The organism is Paraburkholderia podalyriae (assembly GCF_014397785.1).
In the GTDB taxonomy this organism is placed as follows: domain Bacteria; phylum Pseudomonadota; class Gammaproteobacteria; order Burkholderiales; family Burkholderiaceae; genus Paraburkholderia; species Paraburkholderia podalyriae.
The window spans coordinates 1-23,484 of record NZ_VZQQ01000080.1 but is presented as its reverse complement, the minus strand read 5'-3'; the positions used below and the strand labels follow the sequence as shown (position 1 = coordinate 23,484).

The following is a 23,484-nucleotide window of genomic DNA, read 5'->3' as shown; positions in this document are numbered from 1 at the left end:
AACGCCGGTGAGTGTGTCCGTCGGTTGCGTTTCGTCATCTTCTGGTTCCTTGTTGCCGGCCATTATGACCGACTCACGCCCCAGCTTTTCCACTTACCGACCTGTCCGGATTCTCGGCGCCACCTCTACGCGACCGAATCCTGCAGCCGTTGCGCCACGCCCTGTAGCCACGCAATGCGCGCCTGATGAAACTGGCTGTCCGCGATCAGTATCTGCACATAGCCCACGGTGCCGGCGACGTACTCGGCTTTGACGAGCCGAAGCGCTTCCGCCACGGCGCCCCGTGCGCGGGTTTGCGCGTCAAGCGCATGCGCGTCGTTTTCGAGCGCCCGCAATGTGTCCGCCACCTGCGCGAAGGCGCTCAGCACCACCTGCGACGCACTGAAACCCGCGTCCACCTGTGGGAAAAACACGCCGGCGCCCGCGCGCATCTCGTCTTCGCTCTGGCGCAGCGCAGCCTGCGCGCCTTCAATCGTTGCGTTGCCGGTCAGCGCTTCGTCGACTGCGCTGTCGATGGCCAATGAGCCGAAGCGCGTCCACCAGTAGGTCGGCACATCCGCTTGCGCGGAAAAGGTCTGCTCACTGCCTGCCGCCAGGAGCGGTGTGCAGCAACCTCGTCATCGGCGTCACATAGCGCTGGAGATTTCCCGCCATATAGCTGAAGATCACAGTCTGTCTGCAGCATTGCTGCACAAACGTTCGTTCGCGCAACCCTCGTACCGCACCAAAGGGGTGGGTTCGGCCGGCAAGGGACAGCCGCCAATGCCAAATTGAGCGGCCACTCCGCTGCCGCTTACGGACCCGGAGTTGCCGGTCGCGCGACCGGCAATAAGGGCGAAAATGGATCACCGTCTAGCGTGTGGAGCGTATCCTATGATGGTTCGTGCCGAATTCGTCAGAAGACCGTGAGGGTTCCATGGATGCAACAGAGCGGAACATCAAGTGGCGCAATCTGCGGCACGTAGACGGTGTCGGCAGCGAGCCGAGGAATCCACTGCCTGCGGTCTGTGACGTATCGGTAACGAACGTTTGCAACGCCGCATGCGACTTCTGCGGGTTCTCGCGCGACAAGAAACTGGCAGGCCCGCGTCGCTATCTCGAGCCCGATGAGTTCGCGCGTGCGCTGCCGATCCTGCGCAGACGCCGGATTCGCTACATGACGTTGCAGGGGGGCGAGCCTCTGGTTCACCCAGAGATCGAATCGCTCGTGGCCTCGGCCACGAAAGCCGGCATCGAGTGCGGCCTGATCACGAACGGCTGGTTCCTCCCCCGCCACATCAAGCAACTGGCGGCGGCCGGCCTCAAGCGTCTCCTGATATCAATCGATAGCGCGGACATGAGCGAGCACGAGCTTAATCGCGGCCTGCGCGGTCTGGAGGCCCGCATCCGCGAGGGCATCGCTCAGGCGCACACCTTCGGCACCCCGGTCTGCGCATCGGTTACGGTGAGTCGTCTGGTCCGTTACGCGTCGCTTCCAGAGACGCTCCACCGGCTTGGCTTCGATGCCGTCGTTTTTTCCTATCCAAGGCGCGAGGCGTTCGGTTCCTCATCGCTGGTTTACGACGAAAACTCGACGCTCGTCGACCTGAGCCGTGACGAACTACTCGAAGCGTTGAGCGCAATCGCCCGCCTCAAAAAGCGCTTTCGTGTGATGGACCCGAGCGCTGCGCTGGCCGAGGTCGCGCGGTTCGTGCGCGGCGAACAGCAACTGATTCCATGTATCGGTGGCAGCAAGTATTTTTATATCGACTGGAACCTCGATGTCTGGCGTTGCGAGGCGTGGCCTGAGCCAATGGGCTCCGTCTTCGACCTCGACCGCCTGCCCGATCAACGGGAGCCCTGCAATGACTGCATGATGGGGTGCTACCGGCATGCCAGCGTCCTGATGCACGGCGCCATTGCCGTGACTGACTCGGTGCGCGCGCTGGGCAGGGGCGAGCTTCGCGCCGCTGTCGGTTTGTTGTTCCAGCGCAGCGTCGCGTATTCGCTGTGGGCGCTTTCGGTTGAAGAATTGCCTCGAGCGGCCCTTACCTCGTTAGCAGGACGGATCGGCAGACGCCATTCGTCGCCGCAATTTGAATGAGCTCGATCTGCCGCAACTGAGCCTGCTGACGGAAGGATATCTGCCTGGACCAAGGCAGTAGAACGTGACGACTCATAGCAGCGGGGCCGAATGCGGAAATGAAATCTGCAATCGTAGGAGATGGCGCCATTCGCCATCGTGGACGGTCACTTGCTCACGCACAAACGGACATTCTCAAGGCGATTCCGGGCGTCTGTAACGGGTCGACTAGCGGCATTCGAATCGTACAGTTCGCAAACGCTTAACGTGCGCAAATTTCCGTATCTTGAGACGACCCCGTATACGTCGTCACGCGTACATCGATGCCCAGAGCGACTCTCGGACTGATGTAGCACTTTGCGCAGAGCTTCGTGCCCAGTTCGCCTCGTGCCGAGCTCGAGAGCGCCCGGGTCGCGTCAGCATGACTGTGCCCAGGCAACACCGCATGCAGCGGGGAGCACGCACCTCACCGGCCCACAGCGGTCAGGCCGTCTGGCAGGTTCGGGGCAAACCGGACTTCTCGTTCACAGGTTGAGCCGTGTCACCTTGGTCCCGGCGAGTGAAACGTCGGCCATCAGACCGGTATTGGTGAGCACGATGACTGCGACCTGCGAGGAGGCTGATGTCGTGTCGATTGCACCATTCGCGCCCACTTTCACGATCGAAACCGCCACGTCCCCGCCAACCGACCAACCGGCGGAATTGCGGAACTTGTCGAGCGCGTCCTTCGTCATGAAAAGGAAGATGATTGCCGTTGACTGCACGCCGGCCTGAAATCCAAATGAAGCCGAGGCCGTGCTGTAATAGCCAACCGTAGTGTCGCCAACTCTCAATGCGCCTTCTCCGTACTCGGCGCCGGCGATGAAGGCCGCCTTCTTTACCGACGGGAACACCAAAACCCCTTGAGCCTTCGATACGAGTTCACGAGAGCCATTTACCGTCGAAAAGAGCCGCGACAACGCTCCGTCCACGCTCGCGTCGATCGCCTGGCGCTTCGATGCATCGGTTTCCGGGCTCTTGCCACTGCCAGAGGTCATCGTACAGCCAGTTAGCGTCAGACCCGCCGCGGCAACGGCAGCCGCGGCTTTCAGTGCAAAGTTCCGTCTGTTCATTATCGTCCTCCATCGTGGTTCCGAGGCGAATCCCCGGTGCATAAGTCTGGCCGCTACAACCTTCTCTCCAGTTCTAATACTACGTCCGTAGATATTTCTACTACACCTTTGTTAGTCAGGGTTACTATTCACGAGGCGTGTGCGTCACAACCGCCCCGGTCGGCAGGAGCTGGAAGACCTGTTTGGCGAGATCGATGCCGAGAATATCGATTTCCATGATGAACCTCCACACGTCAGGTTGACGTCCGTCAGTGTCTCCCGAAGGGAGGCGCCAGGTCCATCTCATTACAACCCCGGCGACTGCCACCAGAAAATTCCACGTCGACCTGAGCCACGTTAGCCAGTTCCCTGGCCGTGAACTGAACCAACGTACGATTTCCATTTGTAGCCAATTAGGGTACTTTGGCGGAGTCGTGCGCGCGGGCGGTCCGGACCGCCCGCGCGCATTCTCTGCGCCCCGCTCCCGGCAGGACATTTTTTTGCATGCGGACCCGCGATTGAGGGGGAAGCGTCATTGCCCTGGAGAATAGACACTTGCGTTCCTCGCGCATATCCCTGGCGTTCGTCGTAGCATCGCTGGTGTTGCTGGGTGCCTGTGCCACGCGGCCCGTCAATCCACCGATCGTTCAATACGCCCCGAACCATGGGAACGAGTTTGAAAGGTTGGAACATGGCCGGAGGAACCTGCAGGATCTGGTTATCCTGGCTTTCTCCGGCGGGGGCACGCGCGCGGCCGCGTTTTCGTACGGGGTGCTCGAAGCGCTACGGCGCATCGAAATCGTCAGCAAGTCTGGCGACAAGACCCGTCTGCTTGACGAGGTCAACGTGATCTCCGGTGTCTCTGGTGGCAGTTTCACTGCGCTGGCTTACGGCCTGTATGGCGAGAAACTGTTCGACATATACGAAAAGGGTTTCCTCAAGCGCAACATCCAGGGTGAATTGATTGCGCGCATCCTGAACCCGCTGAACTGGCCCGCCCTGTCTTCGAAGGGCTGGGGGCGCTCCGAACTAGCGGCTCAACTTTATGACGAAATACTGTTCAACGGCGCCACCTTCGAAGACCTCGAGCGCGCGAATGGGCCGGCGATCGCGGTAAGTGCGACGGAAATTTCGACCGGGTCGCGCGTCGTTTTCATTCCGCTGAATTTCGATGTCATGTGCGCGGAGCTTGGCCCTTTCAGGCTCTCGCGCGCCGCTGCGGCGTCGGCGGCGGTGCCAGTCGTACTTTCGCCCATCACAATCAATAACTATGGCGGCACGTGCGGTTATCACGAACCAGAGTGGATTCGCCTGTCGACGGACACCGACAACTCGCAGCGGCCGGCAGAGCGTCTCCGCAACCGCCTGCAGGAACTGCGGAAACTCGGTGATGCCCAGCGCGATCCGTATTTCCACCTTGTGGACGGAGCCTTTTCCGATAATCTGGGCCTGCGTGGCGTGCTCGACTTCATGGAAGCGTTCGAGGCGTTGCGGGCGGCCGGCCAACCGACGCCGCTCGATCATGTGCACCGGATCATCATCTTCGTGGTCAATTCAGTATCGTCGCCATCCAACAAATGGAGCATGTCGGAGAATCCGCCCGGCATCCTCGCGACCCTGACCACGGCGGCCGGGGTACCGATCAACCGCTACTCCAGCGAATCGGTCGAATTGCTGAAAGACATCAACGCCCGATGGAAGACGATGCGCGAGTTCCGCGACGCCTTCGCATTGACCAACGGCAAGGGTCGCCGAATGGCCCGCCTCGCGAATTCACCCAATGCCAACATGTATGTGATCGATGTGTCGTTCGAGGCACTGAAGGACGAGACCGAGCGCCACTACCTCAATAATTTGCCGACATCCTTGGTCCTCCCAGACGAGGCGGTCGACCGCCTGCGCGCCGCCGCGGGAAAGATCATCCTCGATTCGCCCGACTTGCAGCAGATGCTAAAGGACGCAGGGGCCCACCTTGTCGATCAGTCCGCCAACACACCTTCAGCCGCGGAAAGCGCTGCAAAGTGACAGCCACCGCGACGGCAACGCAACCTCGCCACCGCCGGTCCGACGGCCGCCCTCAATCTTTCCGGAGACCGGCCTGCAAAATACTCTGCCGCCGAGCAGATTACGCCCCGTCTAAGGTTCGCTTACAGGCAATTTTGCGTACGACAGCTTCTGGCCGGTGCCGTCTCATGCAGTGGGCATGCACAGCATGAACCTCGGAAGGCAGCGATCTGCAGCACGCCTCCAGACTTCAGGCGTTCACACATCCTCTACGAACAGCCGAGAAGGGGCGAGCAGCGCCCGTCGACGGCGCTAGTATGAAGCTGACCGGTGCGGCAGTCTCGCTGCCGCACGCGATGCCGGCTAACGTGATGACTGGCATCCGGACTCGATGCATATCCGGACTGGGTCATGCGGGGCCGTGACCATCGGCAAGCTGGGGATTCGCGCACTTGCGTTCTGCGTAGCGGGCGCGTTACTCGGCAGCGGGGCCGCAGTGGCAGACGAAGTCAAGGTGATGATTTCGGGCGAGTTTGCGTCGGCCTATCGCGAACTGGGCCCGCAATTCGAGGAGGCGACAGGCCGTAAGCTAATCACTGTCTGGGGGCCCGCGGTGGGTACGGCCGCGAATGCAATCCCTGTGCGGCTTGCGCGTGGTGAGTGGACCGACGTGTCGATCGTGGTTGGGTATGCACTCGACGAACAGATCAATGCCGGCAAGGTCCCGCCTGACAGTAAGGTGGACTTCGCACGCTCGGCAATTGGCATGGTGGTTCGCGAGGGGACGCCGAAGCCGGATATCAGCTCGGCCGAAGCATTGCAGCGAGTGCTGCTCGCAGCGAAGTCGACCGTCTATCCGGACAGCTCGACTGGCATCTACGTCGGCAGCAAACTGTTCCGGCGTCTCGGCATCGCGGGGCGGACGGAGAGCAAGAGCCGCACGATTCCTGTCGCGCAGGTCGCCGATGTCGTCGCGAATAGAGAAGCTGAGATTGGAATCCAGCAGGTCGTCGAACTGTTGCCGGTGAAAGGGGTGACGGTGGTCGGCAGTTTGCCCGCTGAAGTGCAGAGGTACACGGTGTTCTCCGGGGGCATCGCCACCAATGCGAAAAATCCGGCCGGCGCAGAGGCGCTGATCCATTTTTTGTCGTCGTCGGACGCGGCGCCCGCGCGATTTCGAGGACCGGGCTCGAACCGCTTTCGGCGACGCCTGCGAAATGAGCGAAAACGCGTGTCCTGTGCGCCGTTCGACCTGAGCGGCCGGCGAATTTCCGGGAACCGCCGATTCTGTTTGCAAGGACTTCCGCCGAGAGTCAAGATCGCGGGCTTTGATTTCCGGTGCGCGCCGCATACGCAGCGCCGGAAATACGGTCGATCGCGTATTGGTGGAATCATGATGTTTACCACTTGATGAGCCGCTCTTTTGCGACGAAACAACACCAGGAACAGACTGCGTCTTTGCAAACGGCCTTGTTGTCCGAGCGTGTCGGGCGCGGGCCACGATATGAGCCGCACAAGAGAACCCCATTTGAAAACCGGCGAACAGGCATGCAGCGATACGCTGCATGCCTTAATGCCTCACCAACAGAGTCGTCGGGTTCTTCTCCCGTTCGGTCCGACCTCGTCTTGCTATCGCGTCGAGCAGGTCAATCGGTCATACAGCAGCGGGCGGTAGCGGTGGATGCAGCGGGCGGCGCTGCCATGCATCGGCATCGTAAGGCTCACTCCTTGCAAGCATCGCCCACAGCATACGGGCGTGCTTGTTGGCAATCGCAATCAGCGTCTTGTGTTACCCCTTGCGTTCATGAAGCTGCCTGATCCATCGTTGCAGGCGGCTCGCGTGCGTGGGGTCCGCACGCAGCGCCGACTGCAACGTACTTCGAGCTATTGCTCCGCCTGAGCGCAAACACGGAAGGCCGCCACTGCGCTTTGCAGCCGGCACGCCTGCTCCGCAAGTGACGCGGCTGCGGCGGCCGCCGCCTGTTCGACGAGCGCCGCGTTCTGCTGCGTCACCTGATCCATTTGCACGATCGCGCAATTGACCTGCTCGATGCCGGACGACTGTTGATCCGACGCGGCGCTGATTTCGCTCATGATGTCGGTCACATGCTTCACCGCCAGCGCAACGTCGTCCATCGTGCTGCCGGCGCGGATGACAAGTTCGCTGCCGCTTTGCACCTTGGCCGCCGTGTCGCCGATCAGTTCCTTGATCTCCCGGGCGGCCGTCGCCGAGCGTTGCGCCAGACTCCGTACCTCGCCTGCCACCACCGCGAAGCCACGCCCCTCTTCTCCCGCCCGCGCAGCTTCCACCGCGGCATTGAGCGCGAGAATGTTGGTCTGAAACGCGATGCCTTCGATCACGGCGATGATATCGACGATCTCCCGGGAGCTTGCTGAAATTCCGTCCATCATCCCGACCACTTCACCCACGACCTGACCGCCCCTTTGCGCGATACCGGACGCCCGGACCGCGAGCGCGCTCGCCTCTCGCGCGTTTTCGGCATTCTGTCTGACCGTCACCGTCAACTGCTCCATGCTCGCGGCTGTCTCTTCGAGCGAAGCGGCCTGCTGTTCGGTGCGCGCGGACAGATCACTGTTGCCGGCCGCGATCTCGCGAATGCCATGACCGATTGCGTCCGTGCTGCTGCGTACCTGCCCTACTGTATTGACCAGTCCGCCCTGCATGCGGCCGAGCGCTGTAGCGAGCTGTCCCATCTCATTGCGTCGACCGGTTTCGATGCGACCGGTCAGGTCGCCCGCAGCAATCCTCGCGAAGTGCCGGATGGTCGTGTCGACCGGCCGCCCGATCGCAGCGGCCAGCGCGATACGCGCGAAGAGGCCCAGCAGGACAACGCCAATACCGGTCGTGGCAGATACCCAAAGGCCCAGCTCGAATCGCTTCGCGGACACTTCATAGCGCTGCCGTTGGCGCTCGGTGTGATACGACTCGAGCGCGCCACTGGCATTGCGGTAGTCCGCGTACGCTGCGTTTCCCGCCTGCGCCTGAATGGCGTGAGAGGTCAGAATGTCGTTCTGTTCCAGCGCCGCTATCTGCGGGGCTATTACCCTGGTCAGGAGCGCATCCCGTTTAAGCCGCAGCGTGTCAGCGAGTGCCCGCTCGTTACCATCCACCGGATGCCCCGACAGGCCAGTGCTGAGGAGCACCTCGCTCTCGTCCAGCATTTTTCGGGCATTGGATAGCACCTGCTCCGCATTGCCCCCGACGCGCCTGGACGTCTCTACGTCGTTCAATGCGAGGCGTGCCTGCAAGAGGCGCTCGGCGCTCGCTTTCAGGTCCACCAGCGCGACCGTGTCATTGCTGTACATCTGTTCGAGTTCGACGTCGCGCCGATGGACGCCGACGGCAGCAGTCAGGATTGATGCGAGTAGCGCGATCGTGTAGACCGCTATGGTGACGCTCAGCCCGGTGCGGATAGTGAGGTTCTTGAACATGGCATCGAACGGTGCGCGCCCGGAGTTGTAGGGGCGCGCACACCTATTCTAGTGTGTTGTTGAAGTTCACACTGGGGCGCCGCCCCGGTTTCGAGCGTGACGTCAGGGTGGCTTTGCCTTCGACATGTAGCGGAACAATTGGCCGTAGCTCTATGCGGTCCGCGTTATCTCAACGTTCAACGAGATCTCTGACAGCAGTGAACGTGGTTGCCAAAGGGATATTGCTGCTCTGCTCAAGAGTATCGATGGATAGCCAGAGGGCCGCAGTGGTCACGCCGAGCGCACCAAAGGTAATAATGAACTTCATCTCGCTGCCTGCTTATACAGGGAATCGCACCGTACTTAATGATGAAGGAACACAACCACGGCATCTGTCCAGGCAGTCCGCGGCCCCTGTCCGCGGTCAGATCCGCGGAAGATCCTGCATGGTTGGGCAGGCACCAGGGACTCGCGCGCAACGGCTTCGCGCGAGCCGGCCTTGCGATCGATCAGAAAGCGTGACGCAGACCCAGCATGACCGCCACTGTGCCCATGCCAGGTGCTACCGGCTGGCCGTACGTAATCGTCTGGGTCATGTCACCGTGGTTGTTGACCCAACCCACCTGGCCATAAACCAGCGAGGTTTTGGACAGGCTGTATTCGGCACCCCCAGCAACCTCGAGCGACTTGTTCTTCGAGTTGTTCCGGTCCTTCAGGTAATAGATCCCGCTGGTGAGCTTCACCGCGGACGAGACCTGATAGCCGAGGCCGCCCGAATACAGGTCGAGGCTCGTACCACCGAACGGATTCGCTGCGCTCTTCGCAGCCGGGTTCGCGCCGTTGCTGTATGACGCGGACATCGAGATGCCATTCAGCGTCGTATACTTCGCGCCCAGATACCAGTAGCGGTTGTTGTTCAGCCCGGTGGCGACCGTCGTCGGCCCAGGGTTGGTGTCATGCCCGGTGTAATACACGGCCGACAGATTGAGACCATAGTTCGAGTACTTCAGCACGGCCGATTCGCGCGTGCCACCCTGGAAGCTGCCGGGCACGCCGCCGGGCGCGTATTCGAGCAACCCCGACACGCCATAGAATTTCGGCGACTCGTAGACGATCGCATTGCTGTCGTACAGCGCGCCAATCGGCCCATTGGTGCTGGTACCCTGCCAGCCTGCCGCAGTATTCATGCCGATCCACGCGGTCAGGATGCTGCCGAAGTAATTCGCCGAGCGGACGTCGGTTTCAGCCATTGCATAGGCCATCGGCACGATCTGCCGACCCGCGCTGATGGAGCCGAACGGGCTGGACACGCCGACAGTCGCCACCTGGTTGAAGATCGCGGTGGCACCCGCCGTATCGGCAAGACCAGGCTTGCCGGTGCCGCTGTCGAAGGAACCTTGCAGCTTGAAGTTCACGTAATAGCCACCGCCAATGTCTTCCGTGCCCTTCATGCCCCAGATGCTTGAGTAGATACCGCCATCCTTGTAGCGATAGACCGCCCCGAGGTTTTTCGCCGTCGGACTGAACGAGGCCGCAGCGGTGCTTTGATATAACAGCCCCGAGTCGACGACGCCGTACAGCGTCACCGACGATTGCGCATAAGTGGTGCTTCCCATTGCAGCGAACGTGGCCGCTGCGATCCAGTTCAACTTCATTGCGTCTCCAGTTTTATTGCTTTAAAAGGCCCGTAACGACTTGCATCGACAACCAACAAAACAGAGGCTGCCTGCCCACTCATGAGCGCAGCAGATAGTCCTGAAACGCATCACGCAACTGATTCTTCAACACCTTGCCGGTGGCACCAAGCGGCACCGCATCGACAAACACGACTGCGTCCGGGGTCCACCATTTCGCGATTTTTCCCTCGAAGAACGCCAGCAGTTGTTCTGCGGTCACCTGTGCCTCAGGCCGCTTCACGGCGAGCAGCAGCGGCCGCTCGTCCCACTTACGGTGCTTTGCCGCAATGCAGGCCGCACTCGCTATTGCGGGGTGCGCCACGGCGATGTTCTCGATTTCGATCGAGCTGATCCACTCGCCGCCCGACTTGATCACGTCCTTGCTGCGATCGGTGATCTGCATAAAGCCGTCAGCGTCGATGGTCGCGACATCGCCGGTCGGAAACCAGCCGTGTGTCTCTGCGTCGATGCGCAGCGGGTTTCCGCCTTCGTTGCGGAAATAGTTGCGCACTACCCATGGTCCGCGCACCATAAGTTCGCCAGAAGTCAAACCGTCCCACGGCAGTTCCTTACCGTCCGCACCGACGATCTTCATGTCAACGCCGAACACAGCACGCCCCTGTTTTGATTGCACGGCGCAGCGCTCTTCGGGGTTCATCGCCAGGTGTCTGGCTTTCATCGCGCCGACAGTCCCGAGCGGACTCAGTTCGGTCATGCCCCATGCGTGCAGGACCTCCACGCCATATTCATCCTGAAACTTGCGCAGCATCGTGGATGGACAGGCTGCGCCGCCGATAACGGTGCGCTTCATGGTCGAGAATTTCAGTCCGGCTTGTTCGAGATGGGTCAGCAGGCCTTGCCATACCGTTGGCACACCGGCTGAAAATGTCACCCTCTCCGATTCGATAAGCTCGTACAGCGATCCGCCGTCCAGACCGGGACCGGGGAATACCAGTTTGGCCCCGACCATGCACGCGATGTAGGGGATGCCCCATGCATTGACATGGAACATCGGCACGACCGGCAGGATCACATCACACGCCGAGCAGTTCAGCGCGTCCGGCAGGGCCGCGGCATAGGTATGCAGCAGCGCGGAGCGATGGGAGTACAGCACGCCTTTCGGGTTTCCCGTCGTGCCCGACGTGTAGCACAGCGTGCAGGCGGTATCCTCGTCGAAGTTCGGCCACTCGTACGCGGCAGAACTCCGCTCGAGCAGATCCTCGTAGCACAGCAGGTTGACGATGTCAGTATCCCGTGGCATATGTGCGAGGTCGGTCATCGCGATGAACGCCTTGACCGTCTTGCAGCGGCCGGCAATGGCCTTGACTAGTGGCAGGAAGGTCAGGTCGAAGAACAGATACTGGTCCTCCGCATGGTCGATGATGTAGGCGATCTGGTCCACATGCAGGCGCGGATTGATCGTATGCATCACCGCTCCCATGCCGGATATGCCGTAGTACAGTTCCATGTGGCGATAACCGTTCCATGCCAGCGTGCCGATGCGGTCAGACGCCTTGACGCCGAGACGGGTGAGCGCGTTGGCCATCTGCCGGGAGCGGCGGTGACAGTCGCGGAAGGTGTAGCGATGGATGTCACCCTCTACCCGGCGCGACACGATCTCCGTATCGCCATGGTGACGATCGGCATGCACGATCAACGAGGAAATCAACAACCGTTTTTGAAGCATCAAACCGTTCATTTCGTCAGTCCATTCTCTAGAAGAGGCGCGCAGGGCGCCCCCGCCTGCGGCACCTTTGCGCTTCTACGGCATTCAAGCAATTCAGCAAGGTCGGCCTTTTGCAGATCGTTCATCTGATCCCAGAGGCCTATCTCGATGGGCGTTCTCCAGCATCCTTTGCAGGACTTATTGTTCTGGTCCATCCTGCAAATATTGATGCAGGGATTTCCAACGGCTTCGCTTGGGGTCATGCGGCGCTTGCGGTCAAATCACTGCGCCGCCGTTCGGGCTGATTACCTGGCCGACGAGGTAGTGATCGCCGGCGAGGTAGGTCACCATCGACGCGTACTCCTCCATCGTCCCAAGGCGTCCAGCTGGGCACACTTGCCAGAACTGGTTGCGCTTTTCCTCGCCGGCGGCTTCGAAGTACTTCGTGAACTCGGGAGTGGCCACGCCTCCCGGCGCCATCGCATTGACGAAAATGTTGGCACCAGCCACTTCGGCCGCAACCGACTTCGTGAAGGCGACCACCGCGCCTTTGGTCGCGCTGTAGTGCGGGCTATGCGCGCTCATCGCAGAGATACCGGCAATCGACGCGATGTTGACGATCTTGCCGTCGCGCTGCGGCTCCATCAGCTTGAGCGCCTCGCGCGTGCAATAGAACAGGCCGTGCACATTGACGTCCCAGTAGCGATGCCACTCTTCATCGCTGATGTTGCTTGTGAAACCCAGCGACTGGCGCGGCACCGGCGTGGTCAGATACGCGTAATGCCTGCTGCGGCGCTCGGTATCGACTGGTCTCCCGGGCACGAGCGCAGCGTTGTTGACCAGGATGTGCAGCGTGCCGAAGCGCTCGGCGATGGCGGCGAACAGACTGGCGACTTCGCTGCTGGACGACACGTCGCAGCGCCGCGCGAGACACTGTGCACCGGTTGCTTCCACCGCGGCGCGCGTCTGTTCCAGTGCCGGCATATCGATATCGCAGATAGCGACTCGCGCACCTGCGCGGGCCAGGTCGATGGCGATCGCACCGCCCATGCCGCGGCCGGCACCGGTGACGAGGGCCACACGCCCTTCCAGATTCTGACGTTGGTTTTGCATCTTGATTACCTCGCAGGTTGTATGTTTTTCATCGCAGCCGCGCGTTGCCGGCCTGTGGCGCGTGCCGCGAGTGCGAAGAACAGGGCTGAGCTGATCGCCAGCACGTCGGTGGCGATCAGCACGCCAGTCAGAGGAGCGGTGGCCCCAGCCTTAATGAAATGGTCGGCGACCATGCCGACAACCACATTGCCAATGGCGAAAGCGAAGACATTGATCGACAGCATCGTGAAACCGAAGACCGTCGATCGCATTTTCTGCGGCGCCATGCTCGTGATGGCAGCAGCAGCCGGGCCATATACCGCCAGCGGCAGGAAGAAACCGGCACACATGCCGATGTAGAACAGCGGCGAATCGGCCGGCACGAAACGGTACGCCAGCATCATCGGTGCGCAGGTCACGACGAGCAGCGCCATGAAGCTCGCGCGTCCTCCCCGCAATTTCGCAGCGAGGCGATCGGCCATGGCACCGCCCACTAGCGCGCCAAGCGTGCCGAACGTCAGTTGCAGCGCACCGATCCGGGTCGCAATGCCGGCTGCGTTCATGCCACGCTCGTTGACCAGCCACAACTGCGTGAACGAGAAGCTGGCAAACACCAGGTGGACCAGCACGAAGCCGACGATCGTGAAACACAGTGCCCGATCTCTGCTGACGGTACGCATCACCGCGAGCGCCTGCGCCACGAAGGGCGCGCCGCGTTCATGCGGGGCGAGCTTGCTGCGGTCTTCCTTCAGAAACCCCAGCGGCAACGCGATGGCAATGCCGAGGATCCCCAGCACATAGAACGTGGTCCGCCAGCCATGCGTGGCGCCGAAGCTGCCGGCAAGCAGGAAGCTGCAACCGACGCCTAGAGGAATTCCCATGAAGAACAGCCCCATGGCGGTGCCGCGCCGTTTCTCGCAGAAGAGTTCAGTCAGCAGGGCCGCGGCAGCAGGTACCAGTGCCGCCTCGCCGCTGGCTACGAAAAAGCGCGCGATCGCCAGCTGCTCGAAGGTTTGGGCGTGACCCGAGGCCAAGGTGCACGCGCTCCAGATCAGCACGCCGGCGGCGATGACCCGCGGGCGGCTGAAGCGGTCCGCAAGGGAACCCATCACCATCGCCATCACGCCGAAGCTCATCACCCATACTGCACCGACCAGAAAACCATATTGCGCATTGCTGAGCGCCAGATCCTTGACAATCTGCGGCGAGAAACCGAGCAGCATATTGCGGTCGATGTGCGCCAGCAGGTGGATCACCATGAGCGACACCAGAACTGCAGGGGGGCTTTTCTTCCAGAACATCATCTGTCTCCATGCCTGAGGGGTTCATTGCAAGCGAGGCGGGATGCGATACGCTGCCGCAGTCCGCCTCGTTATCCCCGATCAGGCGACCTTGCGTGCCGGTACGTCGCGCTGGACTGACTTGCGGTTCGGCGCCATGCCCAGCTTGACGAGCGTCTCGTCGACCGAACCCCATTGCGTGCCAATCTGGTAAATGCGGTGTGCGTCCTCACCGCTCGCGATATCGCGGTTGAGCTCACGCGCAATGCGCACCATCTTCTGGATCTGCTGCACTGAAGTCGCCCGCTCGCCGTTCGGGCCGAACAGCGTGTCTTCGATACCGACCCGTACGTGCAGGCCCAGCGCAATCGCCAGCGTATTCACCGGCACCACGTTCCGGTTCAGCGTTTCGAACGTGAGCACCGCGCCGTCCGGGGTGCGGCGGGCAAACTCGATCATGTCGGCGGGATGCAACCCGGCCGCGCCGCCGCCAATTGCCACGTAGTTGATATTCAGCGGACCGCTATAGGCACCGTTGCGAATCAGACGCTCGACCGTTTCGAGTTGCGTCAGATTCCCCAGCATGAACTGCGGCTGGATGCCGTTGGCGACGAGACGCCTGATGTGTTCGACGTGCCACGACGGATTGGACGGCACGATCATGTCGCGATAGGCAGCCTGGAGCGCCGGATTCATGAGCGAGGTGCCCGCGATGTCAGCCTCGGTCATCAGTTCCATCACGTTCATCTGGCTCGTGTTGATTGCGACGGTGACCTGATCCGGACGGGGGTTCAACTCGGCGAGCATGTGACGCGCGTCGTCGTTTTGCCATTGGGCGGCTTCCCCTTCATTCTCCGGCGCGAACGAGATCGAGCCGCCGACCTGCAGCACCATCTTGGGCACTGCTTCACGCAGACGGGCAAGCATGTCGTTGAACTTCGACAGACGCTTGCTGCCCTTGCCGTCCTCTTCGCGCACGTGCACGTGCAGCACGGTCGCGCCTGCGTTGTAGCAGTCGACCGCTTTCTGGACCTGTTCGTCCATCGTGACCGGAATATCGTCCGAATCGCCGGGAATCCATTGCGGGCCATACGGCGCGACCTGAATCACAAGTTTTTCCTGGTTCTCAGGCAGCAGGGAATCGTCTAAAAAATGCATGGTTCGTCTTCCTCTTAGGAAATTTGTGAAGTGGCAGGCTTGACGTCACGCAGCGGACTGCATGCCATCGGCCTTTGCCTTCTCGAAGGCGGCCAGTTCTTCCAGCAGGATCGGCGCGCCGAGGCTGCTCGAATGGATGCCGAGGACGCTCACCGCTTGCAGCACCGCGGCGATCTCCTGCTGGGTGGCGCCCAGCTCGATCGCCTTGCGGATGTGACGGCGTGTGCCCGGCGCATACAGATGCGTGCAGGACGCATCGACGGCGATAGCGAGGAACTCGAACACTTTCGGTTCCAGCACGCCCGAAATCACGGGGTGCATGCCCATCGCCATGAATTTCTCGGCCCAGATGGGATCGAGTTGCGCGATTGCGTCCCAGGCGGGATTCCAGTTACCCGTGGCGCGCAATTGATCGCAGACTGGGGTTGCGGTGCGGCTCATCTCATTGCTCATCGTTTCCTCTCCTCGACATTCTGAAAAAGTTCGGCGCATCGCGGCGTCGTGCGTCTACGGAAGCAAGTATCCGGGACGGGGGAAATTGCCGTTTGACAAACCGGGACAAATAATTTACATTTTGGGACAACAGGGAAAACCATGTCCTATCTGCTTCGCAGTGCGGCCTTGACCAATTTCGTTGAAGTGGCCCGTTCCGTGGGCGTGGATCCGTATCAGCAGTTAAGTGACGCGGGAATCAACCGGTCAGTGCTCCTGGACCCCGACATCATGATTCCGGCCGAGGCGGTAGCGCGGTTGCTGGAGAGATCGGCACGGGCCGCTGCGATCGAGGATTTTGGACTTCGCATGGCCGAAACGCGCCAGCTCTCCAACCTTGGTCCGCTCGGCTTCGCGATGCGTGAGCAGCCGACGTTGCGCCGCGCACTCGGATCGATGGCGCACTACCTGAGGCTGCAGAACGAAGCGGTCGTCATGCGCGTCGAGGAAACGGAAGGGCTCGCCATCATCCGCGAAGACCTCATGGGCGTTGTGCCCGGCTCGATGCGCCAGGCAACAGAGTTGGTGCTCGCCGTGCTGTACCGGGTGCTGAGCATGGTGCTCGGCGCCAGCTGGAAGCCCCGCACCATCTGTTTCACGCACAGTGCTCCAGCCAGCCTCGCCATGCACACACGTGTATTTGGCGCTCCGGCCGAGTTCGACCAGGATTTCGACGGCATCGTGTGCCTCGCATCCGATCTCGACGCCGCCATTCCTGCTTACGATCCGGTCATGGCGCAGCAGGTGCGCCAGTATCTGGATTCGATGCTGCTGCAGTCCAACGCGACGATGTCCGACAAGGTCAGGAAGCTGGTCATCGCGCTGCTGCCGTCTGGTGCCTGTTCGGTCGACCGGATAGCACAGCACCTGGGCGTGGATCGCAGGACCGTGCATCGTCACCTCGCCGATCAAGGCGACGGTTATCTGTCGATTGTCGACGCTGTGCGGGTTGAACTGGTAATGCGCTATGTCGGTAGCGGCGACCGGCCCCTGTCTGAAGTGGCCACGCTGGTGGGATTTTCATCGTTGAGCGCGTTTTCCCGCTGGTTCGGCAACCGCTTCGGCTGCAGCGTATCGACCTGGCGACGCCAGAACACACAACGACGCGCTGGCGCCGGCGATGCAAACGTCTAGCCCCCATTCGACACATTATTTACCTGGACATACCAACAACAGGCGCGGACCGCGGGTGCCTCCCCTCGCGCTTCATTCCTCCGCCTGGCTTTCTTCGGAAGGTGTGACCCTGCTTGCCGCCGACGCAACCATGCATTTTTGACACAAACAGGTCTACGAAGGAATTCCACAGGTTAAGGATGTTGGCGATGATCACGCCCTCGCATTCCTGCGACGCGATTTTTCGTATCAGCAGTTACCCGGACGACGCCCTTCGCCCGCCAGACTAGCGACGAAATTCGCGCCAAATTGTGTCCTCGACGTGCGGAATGTAAGTCACATCGCAGACCACAAGGTCAATCGCATCGACGAACTGTTGCCAGGGAACGTCGCAGACAGGTTGCGCAAATCGCGCCGATCCACCAATCGGCGCCACGCAAGGACGGTGATCCGGGGAGATCCAGATAAATCCTGTCCATGATTAGGGATCGCGGACAGGATCTACCCCGATCTCGCCGTTAGACCATCATCATCGACGCGCGCGAATGTCACCTACGGCCGTTGTGAGTCTCGTACGGTTCAATATAGCCGTTCAGTACTTTTCCGGAATCCGGTTATAGGGATAATCGGGCTCCCTGTACCCTTTGGCCTTTTGCCTCGGGGGAAGATCGATTTGGGGAAGCTCGATTTCTTCATAGGGGATCAGGCCCAGAAAATGCGCGATGCAGTTCAGGCGGGCGCGCCGCTTGTCATTGGCTTCGACAACATACCAGGGTGATGTTTTCGTATCGGTGGCCGCGAACATCGCGTCACGTGCGCGCGAATAGTCGTACCAGCGCCGGTGCGACTCCATATCCATCGGACTCAGCTTCCAGGTTTTGCGGCCGTCAATAATGCGCTCCGAGAACCGGCGGGTCTGCTCTTCCTTGCTGACCTCGAACCAGTATTTGATCAGGGTCACGCCGGCATCGATGATGTCCTTTTCCCAGGCCGGACAGAGTCGGAGGAACCGATGATACTGGTCGTCCGTACAGAAGCCCATGACCCTCTCGACTCCCGCGCGGTTGTACCAGCTTCGGTCGAAAATCACGATCTCCCCGCCCGCGGGAAGATGCTCGAAGTAGCGCTGAAAATAGATCTGCGTGCGCTCCCGTTCCGACGGTGCCGGCAGCGCGACGACGCGGAACACGCGCGGGCTGACGCGCTCCGTGATCCGCTTGATCACACCGCCCTTGCCAGCCGCGTCCCGCCCTTCGAAGATCACGATGATCCTCGCTCCTGTGTGCTTCGCCCAGAACTGCAGTTTCACCAGCTCGACATGGAGCTCCGCTATCTTCGCTTCATACTCTTGCCGCGAGAGCTTCGTCTTCGCCGCCGACTGTGGACTTTCGCGCCGGCTGGACTTCGTGTCTTTTCCCTGGCCCATGATTTCACCATCAACTGAATGTACTAGCGGAATTCTTCCGCGGTCTTCGCTATCGCCCTCGCAAACTGCGCAATCTGCCTGCAGTGCTCGATCAGGTCCATCGCCAGCCGGAAACTCAGCACGTCGGATTTGTCAGCCAGTTGAAGTTTGGCCAGCACGACCTGGCGCGCCGTGGCCGCCATCCTTTCAATCTCGGCCTTCGCCGCAATGACCTCTGCCGCTTCGCTCGCCTCGGGATCGATGATCGTTCCGATGGCCTGTTCGAGGTTGCGGATCACGGTATCCGCAAATCGCACCGTCGCCTCATCACGCAATCGCGTGAGGTCGATCTGGTGCGTCAGTCTTTGCTGGCTGACGGACACCAGATTGGTCCCGACAATGCCGCTGATGCTTTCCAGCTTGGACGCAATCTGCGTGAGCCTGACCATCTGCTGGCCTTCTTCCTCCGAGTGCTCCACCTGCGAAAGCTGGCCGATATAGTGAAGAATCTCGGCAGCCAGCCGGTCGGTTTCCTTGTCTTGGTCGAGCAGAAGGTTGATCTCCTCGATAGTTCCGCTAGAAATCATGTTCGAGGCGCTGCGAACGACTTCCAGAACCTGTTGACCCAGCCGCGTCAGCTCGAGGCGTACCCGCTGAAGCCCGAGCGAAGGCGCCGTCAGGGACGATTCGTCCAGATAGACCGGATCGCCTGCCCGTTTGGCCTCCTGCGCCCGCTTCGGCACGATGAACTGGGCAAGCCGCGCGATCGGCCCGGTGAACCAAATCAGGATCAACGTGCTAACCACGCTGAATATCGTGTGGGTGTTGGCGACCTGGCGCGGCGTTTCGGCCGCCAGTCTGGCCACCCCTTGCAGTTCAGGGTAGGACGGCGAAATATGCCGAACCAGATCGGCCATCTGCGGGATGAAGAACACCCAGAACAGGATGCCCAGCATATTGAAGATGAAATGCACGACGCCGACTTGGACCGCCTCGGCCGATTTTCCAATCCCGGCGAGCAGCGCCGTTCCGCACGTGCCGACGTTGGCGCCCAGAATCAGGGCGATGCCTGCCTCGAGCGGCATCAGGCCCTGTGCCCCCAGCGCGATCACGATGGCCAGCGTCGCCGCGGAGCTCTGAACGACCGCGGTGAAGATGGCGCCCACCACGATGCCCAGCAGCGGGTTCTCCATGTCCTGCATCGCGTCGATGAAAGGCTGGAACGTGCGCAGCGGGCGCGTCGCGTCGCCCATCATCTGGATGCCTAGGAACAGCAGGCCCAGCCCGAGAATCACACCGCCCAACTGCCGCAGCAGGTCGCGCCGCCCGAACGCGTGCAGCAGAAAGCCTAGGGCCAGCATGAACGGCGTCAGTTTCGAAACGTCGAACGCGATGATCTGCGCGGTGACCGTCGAGCCGATGTTCGCGCCCATGATCATCGGCACCGACTGGGCCAACGTCATCAACCCGGCGGAAACGAACCCGACCATCAGGACCGTGGTAATGGTCGATGAATTCAGCAGCGCGGTCACGACCGCGCCGGCCAGCACGCCGCGAAACCGGCTCGCGGTCAGCATGCCCAGCAGCGCCTGCAGTCTCGATCCGGCGATGGCCTTCAGGCCGCCCGTCATGAACTCCAGACCGAGAAGGAAAAGCGCGAGGCCACCGATCAGAAGCCCGAACATCTGAACCAGGTTCAGCTTGGCCAGTTCGACTTCCGCGGGTGAAGGAGTCATCTTGCTTCGCCTTTTGTCATGTCGCGCCTTCCTGAAAAGGAACATCGCCGGGCGGGTGCCGATCCTTCCGGTTTCCCGCCCTGCACCTCAGGCCGCTGCGTGCGGCATCGGTCACGTCGTCGCCAGGGCCGGCTTCGATGCACGCCACCTGCGGATGATCCATTTCTCGGCCTCGACGACGAGGAAGAACACAAAGCCGCCGAGAAACAGCCGTGGCCAGATTCGAAGTGGAATGGCCATCGTGCCGAACAGATCCTGAAGCGGCAACGCATAGGTAAACATAAGCTGGAGGACGACGAGCGCACCGATCCCCATCGGCAGATATCGATTGCCAAGATGCGCCTTGATCGACAGCGAGGAATCGACCAGGTAACGGGTATTGAGCAGATAGAAAATCTGTCCGATCGTCAGCGTGTTGACCGCAACCGTGCGCGCAAGCTCGTCTGGCGCATCTTGCGCCTTCATCCAGAAGAACGACCACAGCGTCAGAGCCAGCAGACTCAACCCGACGAAAATCACCCGCCAGATCCCAAACCTGGTCAGGATGGGACGACCTGCTACTCCCGGCGGACGGCGCATGACGTCCAGTTCGTGTGGCTCGAAGGAAATGACAAGACCCAGTGCAACCGACGTCACCATGTTGACCCAGAGCACCTGAGGCGCCGTGATCGGCATGGTGAAGCCCACCAGGATCGCCACCATGATGACGGCCGCCTGTGCGACGTTGGTCGGCAACATGAAGAGAATCGCTTTCTCAATGTTGTTGTAGACCGTTCGCCCCTCGCGGACAGCGGCGGTGATCGACGCGAAGTTGTCGTCGGCGAGCACCATCTCGGCGGCTTCCTTGGTGACCTCCGTGCCCTTGATGCCCATCGCTACACCGATGTCGGCCTTTTTGAGGGCCGGTGCATCGTTCACCCCGTCACCCGTCATCGCCACGACCTGGTTGTTCGCCTGGATCGCCTTGACGAGCCGAAGCTTGTGTTCCGGGCTTGCGCGCGCGAATACGTCAACCTTCTGGACCGCCTCCTGCAGCGCCGCGTTGTTCATCGCCTCGATCTCGACGCCAGTCAGCGCTGTCTTGCCGTCGCCGATGCCCAGCATCTTCGCAATCGCAGCAGCCGTGATCCTGTGGTCGCCCGTGATCATCGTGACGCGGATACCGCCAGCATGGCATTCCTTCACCGCCTCGATGGCTTCCTTGCGCGGTGGATCGAGCAGACCGACCAGCCCCAGCAGAACGAGCGTCTTCGGGAGATCCACAGGAGACAGGTTTCTATCCGCCAGCCCCGGATGTTCGAGCCACGCGAGCGCCAGCACGCGCTCGCCTTGCGCCGCAAGCTGGTCCGAGGCCTTCAGAAAATGGCCAAGATCGATCGGCTGCGGGCCGTCCCTCGTCTGTTGCCGGTCGCAATGTTCGAGGATGACTTCGGGCGCCCCCTTGACGAGGAGAAACTGGCCGCCGTCCGCCGCTTCGTTCAGCGTCGCCATAAAGCGGTGCTCGGACTCGAAGGGAATCGCGTCGACGCGACGATAAGCCGTCTGCTGTGTCTGCCGCTCAAGGCCGATCTTGGTCGCGAACGGGTACAGCGCCCCCTCCGTCGGATCGCCTTCGACCTTCCAGACGCCCTCCTCCTTGCGCAGCTCCGCGTCGTTGCAGAGCATCGAAACGCGCCCCATCAGGTCGAGGACCGGGTCCTGATTCGCTGGTGCGCCGTCCCGCAGAACTCGCCCATCGGGTGCATATCCATCGCCTTCAACCTGATAGGTGGTCTCGGCGGTGACGGCCGACACGACCATCATTTCCATCAGTGTCAGGGTGCCGGTCTTGTCCGAGCAGATCCGCGATACGGAACCCAGCGTTTCCACTGCTGGGAGCCGGCGGATGATGGCGTTGCGTTGCGCCATGCGCTGAACGCCGATGGCGAGCGTAATCGTGATGATTGCAGGCAAGCCCTCCGGAATGAGCGACACCGCAATGCCGACGACAGCCTGAAAGATTTCGACGAACGGCAATCCCTCGACCCATCGGCCGTAGGCAAACACCAGCGCGCCGATCACGAAAATGACGGCGGTAATGGCGTAGCCGAATTTCTTGATCTGGCGCAGCAGCGGCGTCTCGAGCGAGTTGACCGCGGCCAGCATCTGATTGATGCGCCCGAGCTCGGTTTCGCTTCCTGTCGCAACGACAAGCCCTGTGCCACGTCCGGACACCACTAGGGTTCCGGAGTAGGCCATGCTGTGGCGATCCCCGACCGTCGCATGGGCAGCGACGGGGGTGACGGATTTGTCGCTCGGTACCGATTCTCCGGTCAGCGCCGCTTCCTCCATGCGCAGGTTCTTGACGTCAGTCAACCGAAGGTCGGCAGGAACCTTGTCGCCTGACTCCAGCAGCACGACGTCGCCCGGCACAAGCTGGTCCGATGCGATCATGCGGGTTTCGCTTGCGCGCAGGGTTCTCGCCTCGGCGGACAGCATGTTGCGAATCGAGTCCAGTGCCTTCTCGGCTTTGCCTTCCTGGATAAACCCAAGCAACGCATTGATGACGACGACGCCGAGGATGATTGACGCGTCAATCCACAACCCGAGCATCAGCTTGACGAAGCCGGCGCCTAGCAGGACGTAAACCAGAATATTGTTGAACTGGCCCAGAAACTTCATCAACAGACTCTGCTTACCAGCTTCCGGCAAGCGGTTTGGACCGTATCTCTGAAGCCGCTCAGCTGCTTCCGGAATACCCAGGCCCGATTGCGTATTCACTCCTAGCTGCTTCGCAGCCTCCTCCGCGGTCACCGCATACCAGGCCGATTCCTCGCCTTGAGGTCTTGGGTTTTTCATCTCATTTGTCGCCTCGTTCATCGCTCACTCCACAATCTTGTTGCGGGCGCAAGTTTATTGAACCTTCGGATGCGCTTTTTAAGAACCGCTTACAGAAGAATTGTTATCAAGGGCGCATCCGGAAACGGCTGCGCACGGTTGATGTCACTATCGCTATGGTGATTCTGGATATCAGTTTTATACCCGAGAACTCGACACGTTATTCGCCATTTCTTTTGTCTATCATAGGCGGCCCGCTAAACATCAGGGTCGATGAGCGTTGTCGCGTCGGCGGATTACTCGCATAAGATGGAGCGATGCAGAGTACGAAGCGTAAGCGGCTCGGCAGGGCCGGTCCCCGATTCGCGCGCGCGTGGGGCATGATGTGAGAGCGTGGGTAGGTCCGGCGTAGACCACGTGAAGATCGTTCCATGATCGTGGCCACGATCTATCTGGATCT

Annotated in this window: 18 protein-coding genes and 1 pseudogene; 5 read left to right on the top strand and 14 right to left on the bottom strand. The window is 61.0% G+C overall.

The genetic code is table 11. From position 1 onward, the window contains the following. Positions 1-125 precede the first annotated feature (125 nt). Positions 126-374: pseudogene (locus F6X42_RS37735) on the bottom strand (efflux transporter outer membrane subunit); the annotation flags it as partial. A gap of 542 nt (positions 375-916) precedes the next feature. Between F6X42_RS37735 and F6X42_RS37730 the strand changes: the two are divergent. Then, complete coding sequence (locus F6X42_RS37730) at positions 917-2,083, top strand: radical SAM protein (protein ID WP_187638961.1); 1,167 nt, start codon at positions 917-919, stop codon at positions 2,081-2,083. A gap of 503 nt (positions 2,084-2,586) precedes the next feature. On the opposite strand, the gene F6X42_RS37725 is transcribed toward F6X42_RS37730, so the two are convergent. Further along, positions 2,587-3,174 carry a BPSL1445 family SYLF domain-containing lipoprotein gene (locus F6X42_RS37725; protein ID WP_187638964.1) on the bottom strand — a complete coding sequence of 196 codons (588 nt, stop codon included), beginning with the start codon at positions 3,172-3,174 and terminating at the stop codon, positions 2,587-2,589. A gap of 534 nt (positions 3,175-3,708) precedes the next feature. Between F6X42_RS37725 and F6X42_RS37720 the strand changes: the two genes are divergently transcribed. Both F6X42_RS37720 and F6X42_RS37715 read left to right on the top strand, forming a co-directional pair. Continuing rightward, a complete protein-coding gene (locus F6X42_RS37720) occupies positions 3,709-5,178 on the top strand; it encodes a patatin-like phospholipase family protein (RefSeq protein ID WP_187638960.1) in 1,470 nt (489 codons plus the stop codon). A 400-nt stretch (positions 5,179-5,578) separates the two neighbouring features. Further along, positions 5,579-6,568 carry a substrate-binding domain-containing protein gene (locus F6X42_RS37715; protein WP_312892998.1) on the top strand — a complete coding sequence of 330 codons (990 nt, stop codon included), beginning with the start codon at positions 5,579-5,581 and terminating at the stop codon, positions 6,566-6,568. Between the two features lie 473 nt (positions 6,569-7,041). Here F6X42_RS37715 and F6X42_RS37705 read toward each other — a convergent pair whose 3' ends face one another. The 5 genes from F6X42_RS37705 to F6X42_RS37685 all read right to left on the bottom strand — a co-directional run bounded on the left by F6X42_RS37705 (position 7,042) and on the right by F6X42_RS37685 (position 12,146). Next, the gene (locus F6X42_RS37705) at positions 7,042-8,610 is read right to left on the bottom strand and encodes a methyl-accepting chemotaxis protein (protein WP_187638959.1); all 1,569 of its coding nucleotides are present in this window, start codon (positions 8,608-8,610) and stop codon (positions 7,042-7,044) included. A 169-nt stretch (positions 8,611-8,779) separates the two neighbouring features. Beyond that, on the bottom strand, positions 8,780-8,917 hold the full coding sequence (locus F6X42_RS37700; protein WP_187638958.1) for a hypothetical protein: 138 nt from the start codon (positions 8,915-8,917) through the stop codon (positions 8,780-8,782). Positions 8,918-9,098: 181 nt separating this feature from the next. Further along, complete coding sequence (locus F6X42_RS37695) at positions 9,099-10,244, bottom strand: porin (RefSeq protein ID WP_187638957.1); 1,146 nt, start codon at positions 10,242-10,244, stop codon at positions 9,099-9,101. 79 nt (positions 10,245-10,323) lie between these two features. Then, the gene (locus F6X42_RS37690; RefSeq protein ID WP_187638956.1) at positions 10,324-11,964 is read right to left on the bottom strand and encodes a 3-(methylthio)propionyl-CoA ligase; all 1,641 of its coding nucleotides are present in this window, start codon (positions 11,962-11,964) and stop codon (positions 10,324-10,326) included. Then, positions 11,961-12,146, bottom strand: coding sequence for a DUF1289 domain-containing protein (locus F6X42_RS37685; protein ID WP_246530441.1), 186 nt, complete (start codon positions 12,144-12,146; stop codon positions 11,961-11,963). The genes F6X42_RS37690 and F6X42_RS37685 overlap by 4 nt, the downstream gene beginning before the upstream one ends. On the opposite strand from F6X42_RS37685, the gene F6X42_RS44740 reads away from it, so the two are divergent. Continuing rightward, positions 12,063-12,236: a hypothetical protein gene (locus F6X42_RS44740; RefSeq protein ID WP_246530443.1), complete on the top strand. Its 174-nt coding sequence runs from the start codon at positions 12,063-12,065 to the stop codon at positions 12,234-12,236. The genes F6X42_RS37685 and F6X42_RS44740 overlap by 84 nt on opposite strands. Here the strand turns inward: F6X42_RS44740 and F6X42_RS37680 are convergent. The 4 genes from F6X42_RS37680 to F6X42_RS37665 all read right to left on the bottom strand — a co-directional run bounded on the left by F6X42_RS37680 (position 12,208) and on the right by F6X42_RS37665 (position 15,914). Then, positions 12,208-13,044, bottom strand: coding sequence for an SDR family NAD(P)-dependent oxidoreductase (locus F6X42_RS37680; protein ID WP_187638954.1), 837 nt, complete (start codon positions 13,042-13,044; stop codon positions 12,208-12,210). The two genes, F6X42_RS44740 and F6X42_RS37680, sit on opposite strands and share 29 nt — an antisense overlap. 5 nt (positions 13,045-13,049) lie before the next feature. Further along, the gene (locus tag F6X42_RS37675) at positions 13,050-14,324 is read right to left on the bottom strand and encodes an MFS transporter (RefSeq protein ID WP_246530440.1); all 1,275 of its coding nucleotides are present in this window, start codon (positions 14,322-14,324) and stop codon (positions 13,050-13,052) included. Positions 14,325-14,405: 81 nt separating this feature from the next. Further along, positions 14,406-15,461 carry a beta-keto acid cleavage family enzyme gene (locus F6X42_RS37670; RefSeq protein ID WP_187638953.1) on the bottom strand — a complete coding sequence of 352 codons (1,056 nt, stop codon included), beginning with the start codon at positions 15,459-15,461 and terminating at the stop codon, positions 14,406-14,408. Between the two features lie 45 nt (positions 15,462-15,506). Continuing rightward, on the bottom strand, positions 15,507-15,914 hold the full coding sequence (locus F6X42_RS37665; protein ID WP_187638952.1) for a carboxymuconolactone decarboxylase family protein: 408 nt from the start codon (positions 15,912-15,914) through the stop codon (positions 15,507-15,509). Between the two features lie 141 nt (positions 15,915-16,055). On the opposite strand from F6X42_RS37665, the gene F6X42_RS37660 reads away from it, so the two are divergent. Next, a complete protein-coding gene (locus tag F6X42_RS37660; protein ID WP_187638951.1) occupies positions 16,056-17,087 on the top strand; it encodes an AraC family transcriptional regulator in 1,032 nt (343 codons plus the stop codon). 571 nt (positions 17,088-17,658) lie between these two features. Here the strand turns inward: F6X42_RS37660 and ppk2 are convergent. From ppk2 to F6X42_RS37645, 3 genes are all read right to left on the bottom strand, one after another. Continuing rightward, positions 17,659-18,492: a polyphosphate kinase 2 gene (gene ppk2, locus F6X42_RS37655; protein ID WP_187638950.1), complete on the bottom strand. Its 834-nt coding sequence runs from the start codon at positions 18,490-18,492 to the stop codon at positions 17,659-17,661. Positions 18,493-18,515: 23 nt separating this feature from the next. Further along, entirely contained in the window at positions 18,516-20,207 is a 1,692-nt protein-coding gene (locus tag F6X42_RS37650) for a Na/Pi cotransporter family protein (protein WP_187638949.1), read from the bottom strand. Positions 20,208-20,318: 111 nt separating this feature from the next. Next, positions 20,319-23,066, bottom strand: a complete 2,748-nt coding sequence (locus F6X42_RS37645) for an HAD-IC family P-type ATPase (RefSeq protein WP_246530439.1) — start codon at positions 23,064-23,066, stop codon at positions 20,319-20,321. Positions 23,067-23,484: the final 418 nt, after the last annotated feature.

Bases quoted from the DNA above. Each gene is read 5' to 3' on its own strand.
- F6X42_RS37685 (WP_246530441.1), bottom strand. From the start codon at position 12,146: ATGGACCAGAACAATAAGTCCTGCAAAGGATGCTGGAGAACGCCCATC.
- F6X42_RS37665 (WP_187638952.1), bottom strand. From the start codon at position 15,914: ATGAGCAATGAGATGAGCCGCACCGCAACCCCAGTCTGCGATCAATTG.
- F6X42_RS37675 (WP_246530440.1), bottom strand. From the start codon at position 14,324: ATGTTCTGGAAGAAAAGCCCCCCTGCAGTTCTGGTGTCGCTCATGGTG.
- F6X42_RS37660 (WP_187638951.1), top strand. From the start codon at position 16,056: ATGTCCTATCTGCTTCGCAGTGCGGCCTTGACCAATTTCGTTGAAGTG.
- F6X42_RS37695 (WP_187638957.1), bottom strand. From the start codon at position 10,244: ATGAAGTTGAACTGGATCGCAGCGGCCACGTTCGCTGCAATGGGAAGC.
- F6X42_RS37705 (WP_187638959.1), bottom strand. From the start codon at position 8,610: ATGTTCAAGAACCTCACTATCCGCACCGGGCTGAGCGTCACCATAGCG.
- F6X42_RS37700 (WP_187638958.1), bottom strand. From the start codon at position 8,917: ATGAAGTTCATTATTACCTTTGGTGCGCTCGGCGTGACCACTGCGGCC.
- F6X42_RS37680 (WP_187638954.1), bottom strand. From the start codon at position 13,044: ATGCAAAACCAACGTCAGAATCTGGAAGGGCGTGTGGCCCTCGTCACC.
- F6X42_RS37645 (WP_246530439.1), bottom strand. From the start codon at position 23,066: ATGAACGAGGCGACAAATGAGATGAAAAACCCAAGACCTCAAGGCGAG.
- ppk2 (WP_187638950.1), bottom strand. From the start codon at position 18,492: ATGGGCCAGGGAAAAGACACGAAGTCCAGCCGGCGCGAAAGTCCACAG.
- F6X42_RS37650 (WP_187638949.1), bottom strand. From the start codon at position 20,207: ATGACTCCTTCACCCGCGGAAGTCGAACTGGCCAAGCTGAACCTGGTT.
- F6X42_RS37670 (WP_187638953.1), bottom strand. From the start codon at position 15,461: ATGCATTTTTTAGACGATTCCCTGCTGCCTGAGAACCAGGAAAAACTT.
- F6X42_RS37690 (WP_187638956.1), bottom strand. From the start codon at position 11,964: ATGAACGGTTTGATGCTTCAAAAACGGTTGTTGATTTCCTCGTTGATC.
- F6X42_RS37725 (WP_187638964.1), bottom strand. From the start codon at position 3,174: ATGAACAGACGGAACTTTGCACTGAAAGCCGCGGCTGCCGTTGCCGCG.
- F6X42_RS37730 (WP_187638961.1), top strand. From the start codon at position 917: ATGGATGCAACAGAGCGGAACATCAAGTGGCGCAATCTGCGGCACGTA.